At 72.0% G+C, this 14,253-nt stretch carries 16 protein-coding genes; 9 read left to right on the top strand and 7 right to left on the bottom strand.

The window, feature by feature from the left end; genetic code table 11:
• Nucleotides 1-3: 3 nt before the first annotated feature.
• A complete protein-coding gene (locus tag ABS772_RS09670; RefSeq protein WP_350394063.1) occupies nt 4-816 on the bottom strand; it encodes a purine-nucleoside phosphorylase in 813 nt (270 codons plus the stop codon).
• On the bottom strand, nt 806-1,219 hold the full coding sequence (locus tag ABS772_RS09675) for a cytidine deaminase (RefSeq protein ID WP_350394065.1): 414 nt from the start codon (nt 1,217-1,219) through the stop codon (nt 806-808). The genes ABS772_RS09670 and ABS772_RS09675 overlap by 11 nt, the downstream gene beginning before the upstream one ends.
• A gap of 158 nt (nt 1,220-1,377) precedes the next feature.
• On the opposite strand from ABS772_RS09675, the gene ABS772_RS09680 reads away from it, so the two are divergent.
• Complete coding sequence (locus ABS772_RS09680; protein WP_350394067.1) at nt 1,378-1,602, top strand: DUF2093 domain-containing protein; 225 nt, start codon at nt 1,378-1,380, stop codon at nt 1,600-1,602.
• Between the two features lie 7 nt (nt 1,603-1,609).
• Here ABS772_RS09680 and lpxK read toward each other — a convergent pair whose 3' ends face one another.
• The 3 genes from lpxK to ABS772_RS09695 are packed head-to-tail and all read right to left on the bottom strand — an operon-like array spanning nt 1,610 to nt 4,654.
• The gene (gene lpxK, locus ABS772_RS09685) at nt 1,610-2,593 is read right to left on the bottom strand and encodes a tetraacyldisaccharide 4'-kinase (protein ID WP_350394069.1); all 984 of its coding nucleotides are present in this window, start codon (nt 2,591-2,593) and stop codon (nt 1,610-1,612) included.
• A 7-nt stretch (nt 2,594-2,600) separates the two neighbouring features.
• Nucleotides 2,601-3,905 carry a 3-deoxy-D-manno-octulosonic acid transferase gene (locus tag ABS772_RS09690; RefSeq protein WP_350394071.1) on the bottom strand — a complete coding sequence of 435 codons (1,305 nt, stop codon included), beginning with the start codon at nt 3,903-3,905 and terminating at the stop codon, nt 2,601-2,603.
• The gene (locus tag ABS772_RS09695; protein ID WP_350394072.1) at nt 3,902-4,654 is read right to left on the bottom strand and encodes a lysophospholipid acyltransferase family protein; all 753 of its coding nucleotides are present in this window, start codon (nt 4,652-4,654) and stop codon (nt 3,902-3,904) included. The genes ABS772_RS09690 and ABS772_RS09695 overlap by 4 nt, the downstream gene beginning before the upstream one ends.
• Before the next feature lie 227 nt (nt 4,655-4,881).
• On the opposite strand from ABS772_RS09695, the gene ABS772_RS09700 reads away from it, so the two are divergent.
• Nucleotides 4,882-5,829, top strand: coding sequence for a metallophosphoesterase family protein (locus tag ABS772_RS09700; RefSeq protein ID WP_350394145.1), 948 nt, complete (start codon nt 4,882-4,884; stop codon nt 5,827-5,829).
• 17 nt (nt 5,830-5,846) lie between these two features.
• On the opposite strand, the gene ABS772_RS09705 is transcribed toward ABS772_RS09700, so the two are convergent.
• The gene (locus ABS772_RS09705) at nt 5,847-6,323 is read right to left on the bottom strand and encodes a response regulator (RefSeq protein ID WP_096485920.1); all 477 of its coding nucleotides are present in this window, start codon (nt 6,321-6,323) and stop codon (nt 5,847-5,849) included.
• 381 nt (nt 6,324-6,704) lie between these two features.
• On the opposite strand from ABS772_RS09705, the gene ABS772_RS09710 reads away from it, so the two are divergent.
• Both ABS772_RS09710 and ABS772_RS09715 read left to right on the top strand, forming a co-directional pair.
• Nucleotides 6,705-7,514: a cold-shock protein gene (locus tag ABS772_RS09710; RefSeq protein WP_350394074.1), complete on the top strand. Its 810-nt coding sequence runs from the start codon at nt 6,705-6,707 to the stop codon at nt 7,512-7,514.
• A gap of 110 nt (nt 7,515-7,624) precedes the next feature.
• Nucleotides 7,625-7,864, top strand: a complete 240-nt coding sequence (locus ABS772_RS09715; RefSeq protein ID WP_350394075.1) for a hypothetical protein — start codon at nt 7,625-7,627, stop codon at nt 7,862-7,864.
• Nucleotides 7,865-7,883: 19 nt separating this feature from the next.
• On the opposite strand, the gene ABS772_RS09720 is transcribed toward ABS772_RS09715, so the two are convergent.
• Nucleotides 7,884-9,293 carry a leucyl aminopeptidase family protein gene (locus tag ABS772_RS09720; RefSeq protein ID WP_350394077.1) on the bottom strand — a complete coding sequence of 470 codons (1,410 nt, stop codon included), beginning with the start codon at nt 9,291-9,293 and terminating at the stop codon, nt 7,884-7,886.
• Between the two features lie 96 nt (nt 9,294-9,389).
• Between ABS772_RS09720 and ABS772_RS09725 the strand changes: the two genes are divergently transcribed.
• From ABS772_RS09725 to ABS772_RS09745, 5 genes are all read left to right on the top strand, one after another.
• On the top strand, nt 9,390-10,238 hold the full coding sequence (locus tag ABS772_RS09725; RefSeq protein WP_350394078.1) for a tetratricopeptide repeat protein: 849 nt from the start codon (nt 9,390-9,392) through the stop codon (nt 10,236-10,238).
• 200 nt (nt 10,239-10,438) lie between these two features.
• Complete coding sequence (rpmB, locus tag ABS772_RS09730) at nt 10,439-10,744, top strand: 50S ribosomal protein L28 (RefSeq protein ID WP_017486232.1); 306 nt, start codon at nt 10,439-10,441, stop codon at nt 10,742-10,744.
• Nucleotides 10,745-10,856: 112 nt separating this feature from the next.
• On the top strand, nt 10,857-11,786 hold the full coding sequence (locus tag ABS772_RS09735) for an AEC family transporter (RefSeq protein ID WP_350394080.1): 930 nt from the start codon (nt 10,857-10,859) through the stop codon (nt 11,784-11,786).
• 108 nt (nt 11,787-11,894) lie between these two features.
• Nucleotides 11,895-13,598 (top strand): lysine--tRNA ligase, encoded by a 1,704-nt coding sequence (locus ABS772_RS09740; protein ID WP_350394081.1) that lies wholly within the window; start codon nt 11,895-11,897, stop codon nt 13,596-13,598.
• A 17-nt stretch (nt 13,599-13,615) separates the two neighbouring features.
• Nucleotides 13,616-14,248, top strand: coding sequence for a tetratricopeptide repeat protein (locus ABS772_RS09745; RefSeq protein WP_350394082.1), 633 nt, complete (start codon nt 13,616-13,618; stop codon nt 14,246-14,248).
• Nucleotides 14,249-14,253: the final 5 nt, after the last annotated feature.

A 14,253-nucleotide genomic window follows, 5' to 3' on the forward strand; every position in this document is an offset into this window, starting at 1 on the left:
TCCTTACACTTCGGGCAGGCGGCCGACGAAAGCGGCGGCGAGCCGGGCGAGATCCGCCCCGGCCCCGGCCGCGACGGCCTTGGTCTCGGCATGGTGCGGATCGCCGCCCGCGATCCCCGCCGCGAGGTTGGTCACCACCGAGATTGCGGCCACGGGCAGGCCGAGGAAGCGGGCCAAAATCGTCTCGGGCACGGTGGACATGCCGACGAGGTCCGCGCCGAGGATGCCGGCCATGCGCACCTCGGCGGGGGTCTCGAAGCTCGGGCCGGAGAACCACGCGTAGACGCCCGTCGACAGCGGCAGCGCGATCGCGTCGGCCGCCGCGCTCAGATCGGCGCGCAGGGCGGAATCGTAGGCGCCCGTCATCGGCACGAAGCGGGCGTCGCTGGTCTCGCCGATCAGCGGGTTGAGGCCGGACAGATTGATGTGGTCGGCCAGCACCACGAGGCGGCCGGGGCCGATCTCCGGCCGCAGGGATCCGGCGGCGTTGGTGAGCAGGAGCCTCTCGGCGCCCAGCGCCCGCGCGGCTGCGAGCGGCACGCGCATGGCGGCGGCATCGCCGGTCTCGTAGGCGTGGGCCCGGCCCTCGAAGACGAGCACCGGCCGCCCGGCAAGGCGGCCGCGATGCAGCCGCCCGCCATGGCCGCTGACGCCGGGGGCGGGAAAGCCGGGGATCGCCGCGTAGGCGAGGCTGCGGCGATCCTCCACCGCCTCGACCAGGGCGCCGAGGCCGGTCCCGGTCACGATTGCCAGGGCGTAGGGGCCGGCGAAGCCCTCCGCCCGCAGATGAGCGACCGCCGCGTCGTCAGGCGCCATGGACGAGATGCTCCGGGCCGAAGGAAGCCGGCAGAAGCTGTTCGAGGGTGAAGCGCGCCCGCAGGCCGCCGGGACCGGCCGAGAGGATCGGCGCATCGGGGCCGGCGAATTCGCGGATGCGCTGGCGGCAGGCGCCGCAGGGGGTGACCGGGTCGGGACTGTCGGCCAGCACGAGGATGGCGCGGATCCGCCGGCCGCCGGACGCGATCATCGCGGCGATGGCCCCGGCCTCGGCACAGGTGCCGACCGGGTAGGCGGCGTTCTCGACGTTGCAGCCGGCATGGATCTGCCCGGTCTCGTCCAGCAGCGCGGCACCGACGGGAAAGCCCGAATAGGGCGCGTGGGCTCGCCCGCGCACCGCGGCGGCGGCCTCTAACAGGGCATCGAGATCAGGCTCGGTCACGGACATTCCCGGAGCGACGTGAAGCGCAGGGTTTCGTTTGGCCCGGCGGCAGGGCCCTGTCGAGGGGCGGGCCATCGACAGAGCGGCGCCCGGCTTCTAAGGCAGATCGAGAGAAGGCAAGTCGAGCGCGCGCGGGCGCGGCACCGGGAGGCCATACAATGCTCGGACGCTACGATCGGGGATCGGCCAGCGGCGAAGCCAAGGTCGAGTTCGGCGACGGCACCATGCGGGTGGTCAAGCCCGGGACCTACGTGCGCTGCGCCGTGACCGGCGAGCCGATCCTGCTCGACGCCCTGCGCTACTGGAACGTCGATCGCCAGGAAGCCTACGCCACCCCCGAGGCGGCGATGCAGCGCCTCAAGGAGATCGGCACGGCGCGCTGACGGCGCGTCAGGCGGGCGGGAACGCCGCTTCCAGCTGGCGACGCAGCGACGCCTCGTCGGCGAAGGACAGGACGACCCGCAGCACGCCGACCGCGGCCCGTGAATCGGTCGGCAGGCGCACGGCATCCTTCTCCGTCGTCACAAGGCTTGCGCCCTCGCGTGCGGCCAGCGCCGACAGCGCCGAGAGCTCTTTCGGCGTGAAGGGGTGATGATCGGGGAAGGCCCGTTCCGCGACGATCTCGGCGCCCAGGCCCCGCAGCGTCTCGAAGAATTTCTGCGGACGTCCGATCCCGGCGAAGGCGACGACGCGGCGGCCGGCCCAGTCCGGGCCGTCCTCGGGAACGAAGCGGGCGCGATGGACCGGCAGGCCCCGTCCTTCCGCCTCCCTCGCCATCGCGGCGCCGGGCGCGCCCTCGCCGACCAGCACGAGGCCGGCGACGTGCGGCCATTGTCGGGCGAGCGGCGCCCGCAGCGGCCCGGCGGGGAAGGGCAGGCCGTTGCCGATTCCGGCGCCGCCATCGACCACCGCGAGCGAGAGCGTCTTGGCGAGGCTCGGATTCTGCAGGCCGTCATCCATGACGATGACGTCGGCGCCGGCCTCGGCACAGAGACGGGCGCCGGCCGGGCGGTCGCGGGCGACGATTGTGGTCCCGGCCCGGGCCAGCAGCAGCGGTTCGTCGCCGACCTCCGCCGGACCATGCCGCGCGGGATCGACGACCAGCGGCCCGGCGAGGCGCCCGCCATAGCCGCGGCTGAGGAAGGCGGGGGTTCGGCCGATCTCGCGCAGGGTTCGGGCGAGCGCCAGCGCCGTCGGCGTCTTGCCGGCTCCGCCGAGGGTGAAGTTGCCGACGCACAGGACCGGGCAGGGCGGGGCCGCGCCGGTGCGGTCCATCCGGTCGGCGGTCAGCCCGCCGTAGAACCAGCCGGCGGGCGCGAGCAGACGGGTGAGGGGGTGGGTCGGCGGCCGAGACCAGAAGCCGGGCGGGCGCATGGCGGCCTCAGGCCCGCTCGCGGGCGGTGAGCTTCATCTGCGCGACGTAGGGTTCGAGCACCGCGAAGGTGCGGGCCACCGCGCCCTCGAAGGGCAGGAGCGCGGCCTGACCCTTGGCCCACATCGCCGCCAGCGCGTGCCGGTCGGCGACCAGCGCGCCGACGGCGGTCAGCAGCTCCGCCTCGTCGGCGACCCTGCGGGCGCCGTCGCCCTGATCGAGCGCGCCGTAGGGCTCGTGGAAGTTGTGGATGTGGGGTCCGTGCAGGATCGCGCTGTCCAGGCGAACCGGCTCGATCGGGTTCTGGCCCCCGTGCGGCACCAGCGAGCCGCCGAGGAAGACGAGCGGGCAGAGCCGGTAGAACAGCCCGAGTTCGCCCAGGGTGTCGGCGACGTACAGGTCGATGGAGGGCAGCGGGCGCCCGCCCTTGGCCCGCCGGCTCACCCGCAGGCCGGCATCGGCGGCGATCCGGGCGACCTCCTCGCCCCGGCGCGGATGGCGCGGGACGATCACCGTCAGCAGGCGCGGAAGGCGCTCCTTCAGGCCGGCATGGACGCGAGCGATCATCTCGTCCTCGCCGGGATGCGTGCTGGCCGCGACCCAGACCGGCCGGTCGCCGATCATGTCGCCGAGATAGGCGAGCTGCTGAGAATCGGCCGGCGGAACCGCCGAATCGTATTTGAGATTGCCGACGACGTTGATCCGCGGCGCGCCGAGCCGGGCGAACCGCTCCCCGTCCTCCCGCGTCTGCACGAGGCAGACGGCGATCCGCGCCAGCAGCGCCCGGGCGGTGTCGGGCGAACGCGTCCAGGCCTTGAACGAGCGCTCCGACATCCTTCCGTTGACAAGGATAAGCGGGATGCCCCGCCGGTGGAGCGAGATGATGGTGTTGGGCCAGATCTCCGATTCGGCGACGATGGCCAGATCCGGCCGCCAGTGGGCGAGGAAACGCTCGATCCAGCGCGGCGCGTCGAGCGGCATGTACTGGTGCACGGCGCCGGCCGGCAGGCGCTTGCTCAGAAGGTCGGCCGCGCTGCGGGTGCCGGTGGTGACGAGGACCGAGCAGCCGCGGGCGATCATCCCCTCGATCAACCCGACGAGGGAGAGCGCCTCGCCGATGCTCGCTCCGTGCATCCAGACGAGATGGCCCACCGGCCGCGCCCGGCCGGGCAGGCCGCGCCGTTCCGGAAGCCGGCCCGGATCCTCCTTGCCCCGGCGCGAGCGCCAGGCCAGCAAGCCCGCCACGGCGGGTTCGCCGAGATAGAGGCCGTAGCGGTAGGCGCGCAGCGCCACGGGAAGCTTCGGCACCCTCACGCGGCGACGCCCTGCGAGGCGGGGGCGGCGGCGAGGCCGCCGACACGGTCGAGCCGCCCGACGAGGGTGTAGGCGCGGTCGTGGACGCGGTTCAGCTCGGCCTGCACCCGCTGCCGCAGGGCATCGACCTCTTCGGGCGAGACCTCGCGGGGGACGTAGGTCGGCTCGCCGAACACCATGGCGCCGCGGCCGAACGGCAGCCCGAGGCAGGCCCGATCCCAGGAATTGAACCGGATGTGCCGGCTCGTGACCACCGCCACCGGCACGATCGGGCAGCCGGAGAAGCGCGCCAGCATGATGATCCCGGCATCGCACACGCGGGAGACCTTCGGCACGTCGGCCGAGAAGGCGACGGTCTCGCCGCCTTTCAGCGCCTTGACCATGGCCCGCAGGCCCTCGGCACCGCCCTTGGCGCGCGCGTCCTTGACCACGCGCCCGCGGGCGCCGGAGGCGCGCATCACCCGCACGCCCATCCGCGTCAGGGCCATGGTGTTGATATTGCCGTCGGGGGAGCGCGAGATGATCGTGGCGATCCGGTCATGCGGGCGGCGCATGAACGAGATCATGATGTGCTGGCCGTGCCACATCGCCGCGATGAAGGGGCCGTACGAATCAAGGCGTGCATCGGCATCCGCCGGTTCCACGGTGAAGCGGTTGGTGCGCCGGACGAGCCGGAGATAGCCGTACGCGGCGGCAGCGAGCACCCGCTGGACACCGGGCTTGCGGCCGATGGTCTTGATCAGGCCCATGGGTTCGGACCGCTCCGTCCCGCTTCGCGCGATTCCCGACCGGTCCGCCTCTCGTGCCGCGGCGACCGGACCGGCGGGTGTCTAGCCCCGACCGTGCGGCGGACGCAACGGAGCCGGCCGCAGACTTAACTTTCGTTATATCATCAGCCCCCGCATTGCACACCCCACGACGCGGCGAGGTGCACGATATTGACGTCGGCGCGCATTGCCGCGATGCGGGGCAGCGCATGTTCCGTCTCGCCCACCTCACCGACCCGCATGTCGGACCGCTGCCGCGGCCGCGCCTGCGCCAGCTTCTCAGCAAGCGGGCGACCGGCTACGTGAACTGGCGCCGGGGCCGCGGGCGCCACCACGACATGGACCTGCTCGGCGCCCTCGTCGCCGACCTGCACGACCAGGGCGCCGACCACGTCGCCTGCACCGGCGACCTGTGCAATCTCGGACTCCCGGACGAGTGGGAGAGCGCCCGGCTCTTCCTGGAGGCGCTGGGACCGTCCGACCGGGTCAGCTTCGTGCCGGGCAACCACGACGCCTATGTCCGCGGCTCGCTGGAGGGGCTGCTCGGTGCCTGCGGCGGCTGGACCGAGGCCGATGACGGGCAGACCCGCCTCTTCCCCTATCTGCGGCGGCGCGGGCCGCTCGCCCTCGTCGGGCTGTCCTCGGCGATCCCGACCAAGCCCTTCGTGGCGAGCGGGCGCCTCGGCCCGTCGCAGATCGAGGCGGCCGAGCGCGTGCTGCGTGACCTCGCGACGGCGCCGGACCGGCCCTGCCGGGTGGTGATGATCCACCACCCGCCCCATCCGGGCGGAGCGGCCTCGGGGCGCGAGCTGAAGGATGCCGCGGCCTTCGCGGCGATGATCGGCCGGGCCGGAGCCGATCTGATCCTGCACGGGCACAACCATGTCGGCACCGTGGCGCAGATCGCCGGGCCGGACGGGCGGCCGGTGCCGGTGGTGGGCGCGCCCTCGGCCTCGGCGCGCACGCTGCTCACCAACCGGCGCGCCTCCTACTACCTCTACACGGTGACGCCGGCCGAGGACCGCTTCCGGATCGCGGTGACCGAGCGCGGACTCGACGAAGCCGGCGGCATCGGCGAGCTCTCCGGCTTCGATATCGAGACTCCCCCGGCGGACCGGATCGGCATCGTGCATCGGCGGCGCCTGCGCCGGAAGTGAACCGGCCTCCGGTCCGCTCAGATGGCGCCCATCTTCGAGAGGCCGTTGGCCCGGGGAAGCGGGCGCAGCAGGCTCTTCACCTGCGAGAACGGCCGCGGTCGGTTGATCACCTCGTCGAGGCGCGACCACAGCGTCTTGGGCGAGAACGGCTTGGCGATGATCTCGTTGACGCCCAGCGCGATCGCCCGATCGACGACGTTGCGGCGCGGCTGGGCCAGCATCAGGATGATCGGCACCGTCGGCGAGGGCGAGGTGGCGGGGGTCCGGGCGAGGCGGATGAACTCCTCGCCGGACAGGATCGCCAGATCCCAGTCGATGATGGTGAGGTCCGGCTTGCTCTCGGCGAGCACGCCGAGCGCCTCCGCGCCGTCGGGCGCCTCCAGCACGCGCTTGATACCGACGCGCATCAGCATGTCGCGCACGATGCGGCGGATGTAGAGGCTCTCGTCCACGACGAGGGCGGAGAGGTCCGGGAAGGTCGGAGTTGCGATCATCGGCGGCCGGCGCCCGGTGCAGATCCGGAGCGTTTCACGACGAGTCTTAGAGCCGGTTCGGTTTGCGTTTCCCTAAAGCGTCGCCGGCCTGCGGGAATCACGGGCGAGAATCGTTCTGATCTACGCCCCTGGCGTGCAAGCCGGATCGATGGCCGTGCGGTCCCAAAGGGGGTACTTAAGCAGTTTCACCGCGAAAATGCGGAGCCCGAAGCACGGATCGGTTAGAAGATCCTTGCGGTATGGCCGGGATTGCGTCAGACCTGAGGCATCGCTCCCGGTAGCCGCAGCCGGGGGGATGATAGTGCGGCGCGTCGGCTGTCTCGAGATAGCGCGCACGCGGTATTCGAGACTTGGCGGGCGGACGGTTTTTGCGAGCTTTCAATGGGACGTGGTCGTGATTTCAGGGGGCCGCAGAAGCGCGGCTTCGACGAGGGTGGTGCCGAGCCGCGTTGGCCGGACGAACTGCCCCCCAGCGGTGGTGACCGCTTCGGCGGCGGCGGCGGCGGTGGCAATCGCTTCGGTGGCGGCTACGGCGGCGGTGGCGGCGGTGGCTTCGACCGCGGCCCGGCGCGCGCTCCCGCTGCCCCGACGGGGCCGGAGCGTGATGCGACGGTCAAGTGGTTCAACAAGGAGAAGGGCTTCGGCTTCGTGGAGCTGGGCGACGGCTCCGGCGACGCCTTCCTCCACATCCGCGCGGTCGAGGCCGCCGGTCACGACGATCTCCTGCCCGGCACGCGCCTGACGGTCCAGACCGCTCAGGGCCAGAAGGGCCCGCAGGTCACCGCGGTGACCAGCGTCGACACCTCCACGGCCGAGGCGGCTCCGCCCCGGCGCGAGGGCCCGCGCTTCGGCGGCGGCGGCGACCGCTTCGGCGGTGGCGGCGGCGATCGCTTCGGCGGCGGCGGTGACCGCTTCGGCGGCGGCGGCCGTGATCGCTTCGGCGGTGGCGGCGGCGGCGGGCGCTTCGCCTCCGGCCCGTCGGTCGAGATGACCGGCACCGTGAAGTGGTACGACCCGGCCAAGGGCTTCGGCTTCGTGTCGGTGAACGACGGCGGCAAGGACGTGTTCGTCCACCGCTCGGCGCTCTCCCGCGCCGGCCTCGACTCCCTGGCCGAGGGCCAGCAGGTCACCCTCGGCGTGGTCGAGGGCCAGAAGGGCCGCGAGGCATCGAGCATCAGCGTCGATTACTGATCGACGCGTGACGGAATGACGGAAGCGGCGGCCTCACGGCCGCCGTTTTCGTTTGGCGCGCTGGCCGCGGGCACCCTCGTCGGTCCGCGGATATCAGGATCGGACCCGCGATGCGTCGAACCGTGAGCGCGCTCGGCCTGCTCCTGCTGTGCACGGCGCCGGCCGGGGCGGAGGATTTCACCGGCTTCTACGCCGGCGTGAATGCGGGCTGGGCGTTCGAGCGCGGCGGCGCCCGCGATCCCTCGACATCCGAGGCATCGGCCCCCGCGAGACCGGACGCGGGACTTCCGCCGAGCGTGGCGCGGATCCAGGAGCGCCAGTCGCCGGAGCGTCCGACCGGACGGCGCTGAGGCCGCCCGGCGCACGTCGTCAGCCTTTGCGCGGGTAGCGTTCGGCCACGAGGGCGTAGGCGAGGCGGGCGGTCTGCACCTCGCCGCCCTCCGGCCGGCCGGGCTTGGTCGAGGGATTCCAGCCGTAGAGGTCGAAATGCACGTGTGCCCGCGTCCGGCGCACGAACCGGCGCAGGAACAGGGCGGCGGTGATCGCCCCGGCGAAGCCGCCGCCGGGCGCGTTGTTGAGGTCGGCGATCTTCGAATCGAGCAGGCTCGCGTAAGGCGGGTGCAGGGGCAGGCGCCAGACCGGATCGTTGACGCGATCGCCCGCCTCGGCGACCGCGCCCGCCAGCCCCTCGTCCTCGGTGAAGAAGGCCGGCAGATCGGGGCCGAGCGCCACGCGGGCGGCGCCGGTCAGGGTCGCGAAATCGAGGATGAGCTCCGGCTCCTCGGCATCGGCGAGTGCCAGCGCGTCGGCGAGGATCAGGCGGCCCTCCGCGTCGGTATTGCCGATCTCGACGGTGAGGCCGGCGCGGGAGCGGATCACGTCGCCGGGACGGAAGGCGTCGCCGGCGATGGCGTTCTCGACGCTCGGCACGATCAGCCGCAGGCGCACGGGCAGGCCGGCGCCCATGATCATTTCGGCGGCGGCGAGGGCCGCGGCGGCGCCGCCCATGTCCTTCTTCATCAGGAGCATGTTGGAGGCGGGCTTGATGTCGAGTCCGCCGGTGTCGAACACCACGCCTTTGCCGACGAGCGTCACACGCGGCGCGTCGGCGTCACCCCAGGTCAGGTCGATGAGCCGGGGCGCCCGCGGCGAGGCGGCGCCCACCGCGTGGACGAGCGGAAAGTCCCTCGCGAGATCCTCGCCCAGGGTGACGGCCACCGCCGCGCCGAACCGCTCGCCCAGGGCGCGCATGGCCGCCTCGACCTCGGCCGGTCCGAGATCGTTGGCGGGCGTGTTGACGAGGTCCCGCCCGGCCGCGACCGCGCGCGCGATCCGCCCGACCGCCGCCGCATCGACGCCCTCCGGCGCGACGAGGCGCGGGCGCGGCTCGCCCGGCTTGCGGTAGCGCTCGAACCGGTAGCTGCCGAGCAGCCATGCCAGCGCCGCCTCGGCCGCATCGAGCGCCTCGCAGGGCTCCAGACGGTAGTGGCCGGCGGGCAGGGCGCCCGGCAGCTTGCCGGCGAGAAACCGGTCGCGATGTCCTTCCCCGGCCTCGCCGAGACCGAGCAGAACGAGGCCGAGCCCCCCGTCCTCGCCCGGCAGGAGCGCGACGCGGCCCGCCTTCGGGGCGAAGCCGGTGGCGGCGGCGAAGCTGCGCTGGAGCGGCGGCATGCCGGCCTCGACCGCAGGCCACGCTTCCGCCGTCACGCAGCGGATCGGGACCGCCCCTGCGGCTTCGTCGACGAGGGAGGGTCCGTGCGGCGTCTGGTCCGAAGTCATGGAAAATAAGCTTAACCGGCCATTAGGGTTAACGCTCTATCACCCCGGCATCGGTGCGGCGCAAGCGCCGGCCGTGACATTCGGGGAGACGACGACATGACCGGCATCTGCGGCAGGGCCCCGCGCCAGCCTGGAACGGTCCGGACGCGCCGCATGCTCGCCCTGGCCCTGCTCGGCCTCGGGCTCGCCGGCTGCCAGACCCGCTCGCCGGAGACGACGGGCTCGATCGGGAGCCTCAACCCGTTCGCCAAGATCGGGTCCGAGCGCTCGCCCCGCGCCGAGATCGCCGCCCTGGCGGACCGCTACAACGCCGACCCGAGCGATGCGCGCACCGCCATGCGCTACGCCGCGGCGCTCCGGGCGACCGACCAGAAGTCCCAGGCGGTGGCGGTGCTGCAGCAACTGGCCCTGCGCAACCCGAAGGACAGGTCGGTGCTCGCCGCCTACGGCAAGAGCCTCGCCGATGCCGGCCGCTACCAGGAGGCCAACGACGTCCTCCAGAACGCCCACAGCCCGGCCCAGCCCGATTGGCGCGTGCTCTCCGCGCAGGGGATGGTGGCCGACGAGACCGGCGACCACGCCCGCGCCCAGAGCCTCTACGACGCCGCGCTGAAAATCGCGCCGAACGAGCCGCGGATCCTGTCGAATCTCGGTCTCTCCTACGCCCTCTCCCGCCATCTCGACGAGGCCGAGACGACCCTGCGCCTCGCCGTCGCCCAGCCGAAGGCGGATGCCCGGGTGCGCCAGAACCTCGCCCTGGTGCTCGGCCTCAAGGGCCGTTACGACGAGGCGGAGCAGGTGCTGGCCCAGGATCTCGGCCCGGCGGAGGCGGCCGCCAACGTGCGGGAGCTGCGCGCCATGGCCGCCAAGCGGAGCGCTCCGAAGACGGCGCAGGCCGCCGGACCGACGCCGGGGCGGCAGCTGGCGCGGACGGCGGTCCAGTAAGTCCGGGGCTCGTCCCACGGAACTTGTTGCCCTGCGACCTTGACGAATCCGGCGCGTCTCCCCTATAGGCTCGCCACTCCCATAGGACTCCGCCGGTATCGATTGTCGCGAGGGTTCGACGCCCTCGGCGCGAGAGCCGTGTGGCATTGCCGAAACGCTTCAGCGCCGAGACCCGGCCTAACGTTGACAGGACTGTAACGATGTCGCGTCGCTGCGAACTCACGGGCAAGGCCGTCCAGGTCGGTCACCTCGTGAGCCACTCGAACCGGAAGACCAAGTGCCGGTTCCTGCCGAACCTCTGCAACGTCACGCTGCAGTCGGATGCCCTCAACCGCCGCGTCCGCCTGCGCGTGACCGCCCACGCGCTCCGCTCGGTCGAGCACCGCGGCGGCCTCGACGCCTTCCTCATCAAGGCGCGCGAGATCGAGCTGTCGCAGACCGCCCGTCTGCTGAAGCGCGACATCGAGAAGAAGCTCGCCGAGACCGCGGCGCCCGCCGCCGCGTAAGGGGCTCGGGCCGCCTCCCGGCCCGAACGTCTTCTCAAATTGAATCGGAAGGCCACCGGATGCGCGGATCGCGCCCGGTGGCCTTTTCCGTTCGACAAGGCATCCGCGTCCGATGACGGCGCTCACCCTCATCATCCCGATCTTCGGCCTGGTCCTGATCGGCTGGCTCGCCTCGCTCACCAAGATCATCTCCGAGCGGGTCGGCGACGGCCTGTCGGAATACGTCTTCGCGCTGGCGGTGCCGGCGCTGATCGTCTCGACGCTGACGCGGCCGGGCCTGTCGGGTGAGATCGCCTGGGGCTACTGGGCGAGCTATTTCGGCGGCGTCGCGATCGCCTGGGCCGCCGGCTCGCTGATCGGGCGCCGCACCGAGGGCGTGGACCGGCGCGGCGCGGTGCTGCACGGCTTCGCCGCGAGCCAGTCCAACACCGTCTTCGTCGGCGTGCCGATGATTCTCCAGGCCTATGGCGAGGCCGGAGCCTTCCCGCTCTTCATGCTGCTCGCCGTCCACCTGCCGCTGATGATGGGCGCGGCCACCTTCCTGATCGAGTCGGAGGGCAGCCGGCCCCTGCACCACCGGCTGACGACGCTCTGCCTCGTGCTGGCCAAGAACCCGATCTTCCTGGCCCTCGTGGTCGGCATGGCGATGAAGGCCGCGGGACTCTCGTTCACCGGCATTCCCAAGGCGCTGATCGAAGCGCTCGGCGGCACCGCCTCGACCTGCGCCCTGATCGCGCTGGGCGCCGGGCTGACCCGCTACAAGGTGCTCCACGATCTGCCGGGCGCCAGCATCGTGGCGGCCCTGAAGGTCGGGCTGCACCCGCTCGCGGTCTACCTGCTGGCCTTCCACGTCTTCACCATGCCGCCGGCCTATGCCGGCGTCGCGGTGCTGTTCGCGGCGATGCCGGTGGGCATCAACGCCTATCTCCTCTCCATGCGCTACAAGAGCGAGCAGGGGCTGGTGGCGGCCGCCGTGCTCGTCTCGACGCTGGCGGCGACCGCGACCACCATCGGCTGGCTGATGCTGCTCGGGCGGGGGTAGCCGGTCTCGCGTTGACCACGGCTCCCCCGCTCCATAGGTTGCCCCCTCTCGCGCCCCGGCCCGATCGGCCGGCGCGGCGCCCGTCCTGAACCCCGAAAAGCTCCTTCGATGTCCGCGCCCCTCCGTCTCGACCCCGATATCCTGGAGGCTGCCGCCTCCGCCGCCGCCTGGCCCTTCGAGGAGGCGCGCAAGCTCGTGGCGCGGTTGGAGAAGACGCCGAAGAGCGAGGTTCTGTTCGAGACCGGCTACGGCCCCTCGGGACTGCCGCATATCGGCACCTTCGGCGAGGTCGCCCGCACCTCGATGGTGCGCCACGCCTTCCGCGTTCTGACGAAGGACGCGGTGCCGACCCGGCTGATCGCCTTCTCGGACGACATGGACGGGCTGCGCAAGGTGCCGGACAACGTGCCGAACCGCGAGCGGCTTCGCGAGGCGCTCAACCTGCCGCTGACCAAGGTGCCCGACCCGTTCGGCACGCATGAGAGCTTCGGCCATCACAACAACGCCGAGCTGCGCCGCTTCCTCGACGCCTTCGGCTTCGACTACGAGTTCCGCTCGGCCACCGCGTGCTACACCTCGGGCGTCTTCGACGACGCGCTGCGCCTCGTGCTCGATCGCTACGACGCGGTGATGGCGATCATGCTGCCCTCGCTGCGGGCCGAGCGCTCGGCGAGCTACTCGCCGTTCCTGCCGATCCACCCCGTCACCGGCCACGTGATGCAGGTGTCGATCGACGAGGTGCGTCCGGGCGCCGGCACCATCGTCTGGCGGGATCCGGTGACGAACGAGCGCTACGAGACGCCGGTGACCGGCGGCCACGCCAAGCTGCAGTGGAAGCCGGACTGGGCGATGCGCTGGGTCGCCCTCGGCGTCGATTACGAGATGGCCGGCAAGGACCTGATCGACTCGGTCAAGCTCTCGGGCCAGATCGCCCGCGCGCTGGGGGCCGAACCGCCGGAAGGGTTCAACTACGAACTCTTCCTCGACGAGAAGGGCCAAAAAATCTCGAAGTCGAAGGGCAACGGCCTGACCATCGACGAGTGGCTCACCTACGCCACGCCCGAGTCGCTCGCCTTGTTCATGTACAACAAGCCGCGCGAGGCCAAGCGCCTGTTCTTCGACGTGATCCCGCGCCACGTCGACGAGTACGACAATTTCCTGGGCCGTTTCGGTAGTCAGGAGGCGAAGCACCGGCTCGGCAACCCGGTCTGGCACCTGCACGCGGGCGATCCGCCGGCCGTCGAGACCATCGACGAGGCCGGCACGACCCTGTCGTTCGGCATGCTCCTGAACCTCGTGGCGGTGGCCAATGCCGAGGACGAGGCGGTGCTGTGGGGCTTCATCCGCCGCTACGCGCCGAATGTCGGGCCGGAGACGCATCCGAAGCTCGCCGGCCTCGTGACGCGGGCGCTCGCCTATTACCGGGACTTCGTGCGGCCGCAGAAGCAGTACCGCGCCCCGACCGAGGAGGAGGCCGCGGCGCTCCGCGACCTGTCCGAGACGCTCGCCGCGCACGAGGGCTCGACCGATCCGGAAGGCTTGCAGGCGGTCGTCTACGAGGTCGGCCGGCGCCACTTCCCCGACCTCTCGGGCAAGGCCAAGAGCCCGGACGGGCGGCCCGGCGTCTCGAAGACGTGGTTCGCCTCGATCTACAACGTCCTGTTCGGCGAGGCGCAGGGGCCGCGCTTCGGCTCGTTCATCGCGCTCTACGGTGTGGCGGGCACCCGCGCGCTGATCGAGAAGGCGCTGAGCGGCGCGCTGGTGGCCGAGCACGCGGCGTTCCTGGAGAACCGCAAGGCCGCAGCGGCGTGACGAGGAGACGGGGCGGCATGGCGAGGGTGAAGGCGTTGGCAGGCATCCTCGGCATCCTCGCCGCCCTGTTCGGGAGTTCGGCCTCGGCGCAGGTGGCGCAGGGCATCAAGGCCTACGCGCGCGGCGACTACCCGGCGGCGATGCGCGCCTTCGAGGCCGGGGCGGCGAAGGGTGACAGCCAAGCCCTCTACAATCTCGGCGTCGCCTATGCCGAAGGCCGTGCCGTGCCGGCCGACCCGGCGCGCGCCCTCGACTTCTACCGGCAGGCGGCGGAGGGCGGCAGCGTGCTCGCCGCCTTCAACCTCGGACAGGCCTATCGCAAGGGGCAGGGCGTCGGCGCCGACCCGGCGCAAGCGGCGCGCTGGTACGAGCGCGCGGCCAAGGGCGGCCACTACAAGGCCGGCAACGAACTCGGCATCCTCTACATCGAGGGAAAGGGCGTGCCGCGCGATCCCGTCGAGGGCATGGCCTGGATCTATCCGGCCACCCACGCCTCGATCATGGACGAATCCGCCATGGCCAACGCGATCCAGGCGGCGAGCATGCTCGACCGCGCGCAGATCCAGGAAGCCCAGGCGCGCGGCAAGACCTATTTCCAGCGCTACATCGCGCCGAACCGGGCGGTGGTGCGGGCGCTGTCGGGGGGCTGAGCTAC

The sequence above is a fragment of the Methylorubrum podarium genome (assembly GCF_040270385.1).
Taxonomy (GTDB): domain Bacteria; phylum Pseudomonadota; class Alphaproteobacteria; order Rhizobiales; family Beijerinckiaceae; genus Methylobacterium; species Methylobacterium podarium.

What these genes read in the sequence shown, in the direction of transcription:
- ABS772_RS09670 (WP_350394063.1), bottom strand. Translation starts at nt 816, where the DNA reads ATGGCGCCTGACGACGCGGCGGTCGCTCATCTGCGGGCGGAGGGCTTC.
- ABS772_RS09680 (WP_350394067.1), top strand. Translation starts at nt 1,378, where the DNA reads ATGCTCGGACGCTACGATCGGGGATCGGCCAGCGGCGAAGCCAAGGTC.
- lpxK (WP_350394069.1), bottom strand. Translation starts at nt 2,593, where the DNA reads ATGCGCCCGCCCGGCTTCTGGTCTCGGCCGCCGACCCACCCCCTCACC.
- ABS772_RS09695 (WP_350394072.1), bottom strand. Translation starts at nt 4,654, where the DNA reads ATGGGCCTGATCAAGACCATCGGCCGCAAGCCCGGTGTCCAGCGGGTG.
- ABS772_RS09700 (WP_350394145.1), top strand. Translation starts at nt 4,882, where the DNA reads ATGTTCCGTCTCGCCCACCTCACCGACCCGCATGTCGGACCGCTGCCG.
- ABS772_RS09705 (WP_096485920.1), bottom strand. Translation starts at nt 6,323, where the DNA reads ATGATCGCAACTCCGACCTTCCCGGACCTCTCCGCCCTCGTCGTGGAC.
- ABS772_RS09710 (WP_350394074.1), top strand. Translation starts at nt 6,705, where the DNA reads ATGGGACGTGGTCGTGATTTCAGGGGGCCGCAGAAGCGCGGCTTCGAC.
- ABS772_RS09715 (WP_350394075.1), top strand. Translation starts at nt 7,625, where the DNA reads ATGCGTCGAACCGTGAGCGCGCTCGGCCTGCTCCTGCTGTGCACGGCG.
- ABS772_RS09720 (WP_350394077.1), bottom strand. Translation starts at nt 9,293, where the DNA reads ATGACTTCGGACCAGACGCCGCACGGACCCTCCCTCGTCGACGAAGCC.
- ABS772_RS09725 (WP_350394078.1), top strand. Translation starts at nt 9,390, where the DNA reads ATGACCGGCATCTGCGGCAGGGCCCCGCGCCAGCCTGGAACGGTCCGG.
- rpmB (WP_017486232.1), top strand. Translation starts at nt 10,439, where the DNA reads ATGTCGCGTCGCTGCGAACTCACGGGCAAGGCCGTCCAGGTCGGTCAC.
- ABS772_RS09735 (WP_350394080.1), top strand. Translation starts at nt 10,857, where the DNA reads ATGACGGCGCTCACCCTCATCATCCCGATCTTCGGCCTGGTCCTGATC.
- ABS772_RS09740 (WP_350394081.1), top strand. Translation starts at nt 11,895, where the DNA reads ATGTCCGCGCCCCTCCGTCTCGACCCCGATATCCTGGAGGCTGCCGCC.
- ABS772_RS09745 (WP_350394082.1), top strand. Translation starts at nt 13,616, where the DNA reads ATGGCGAGGGTGAAGGCGTTGGCAGGCATCCTCGGCATCCTCGCCGCC.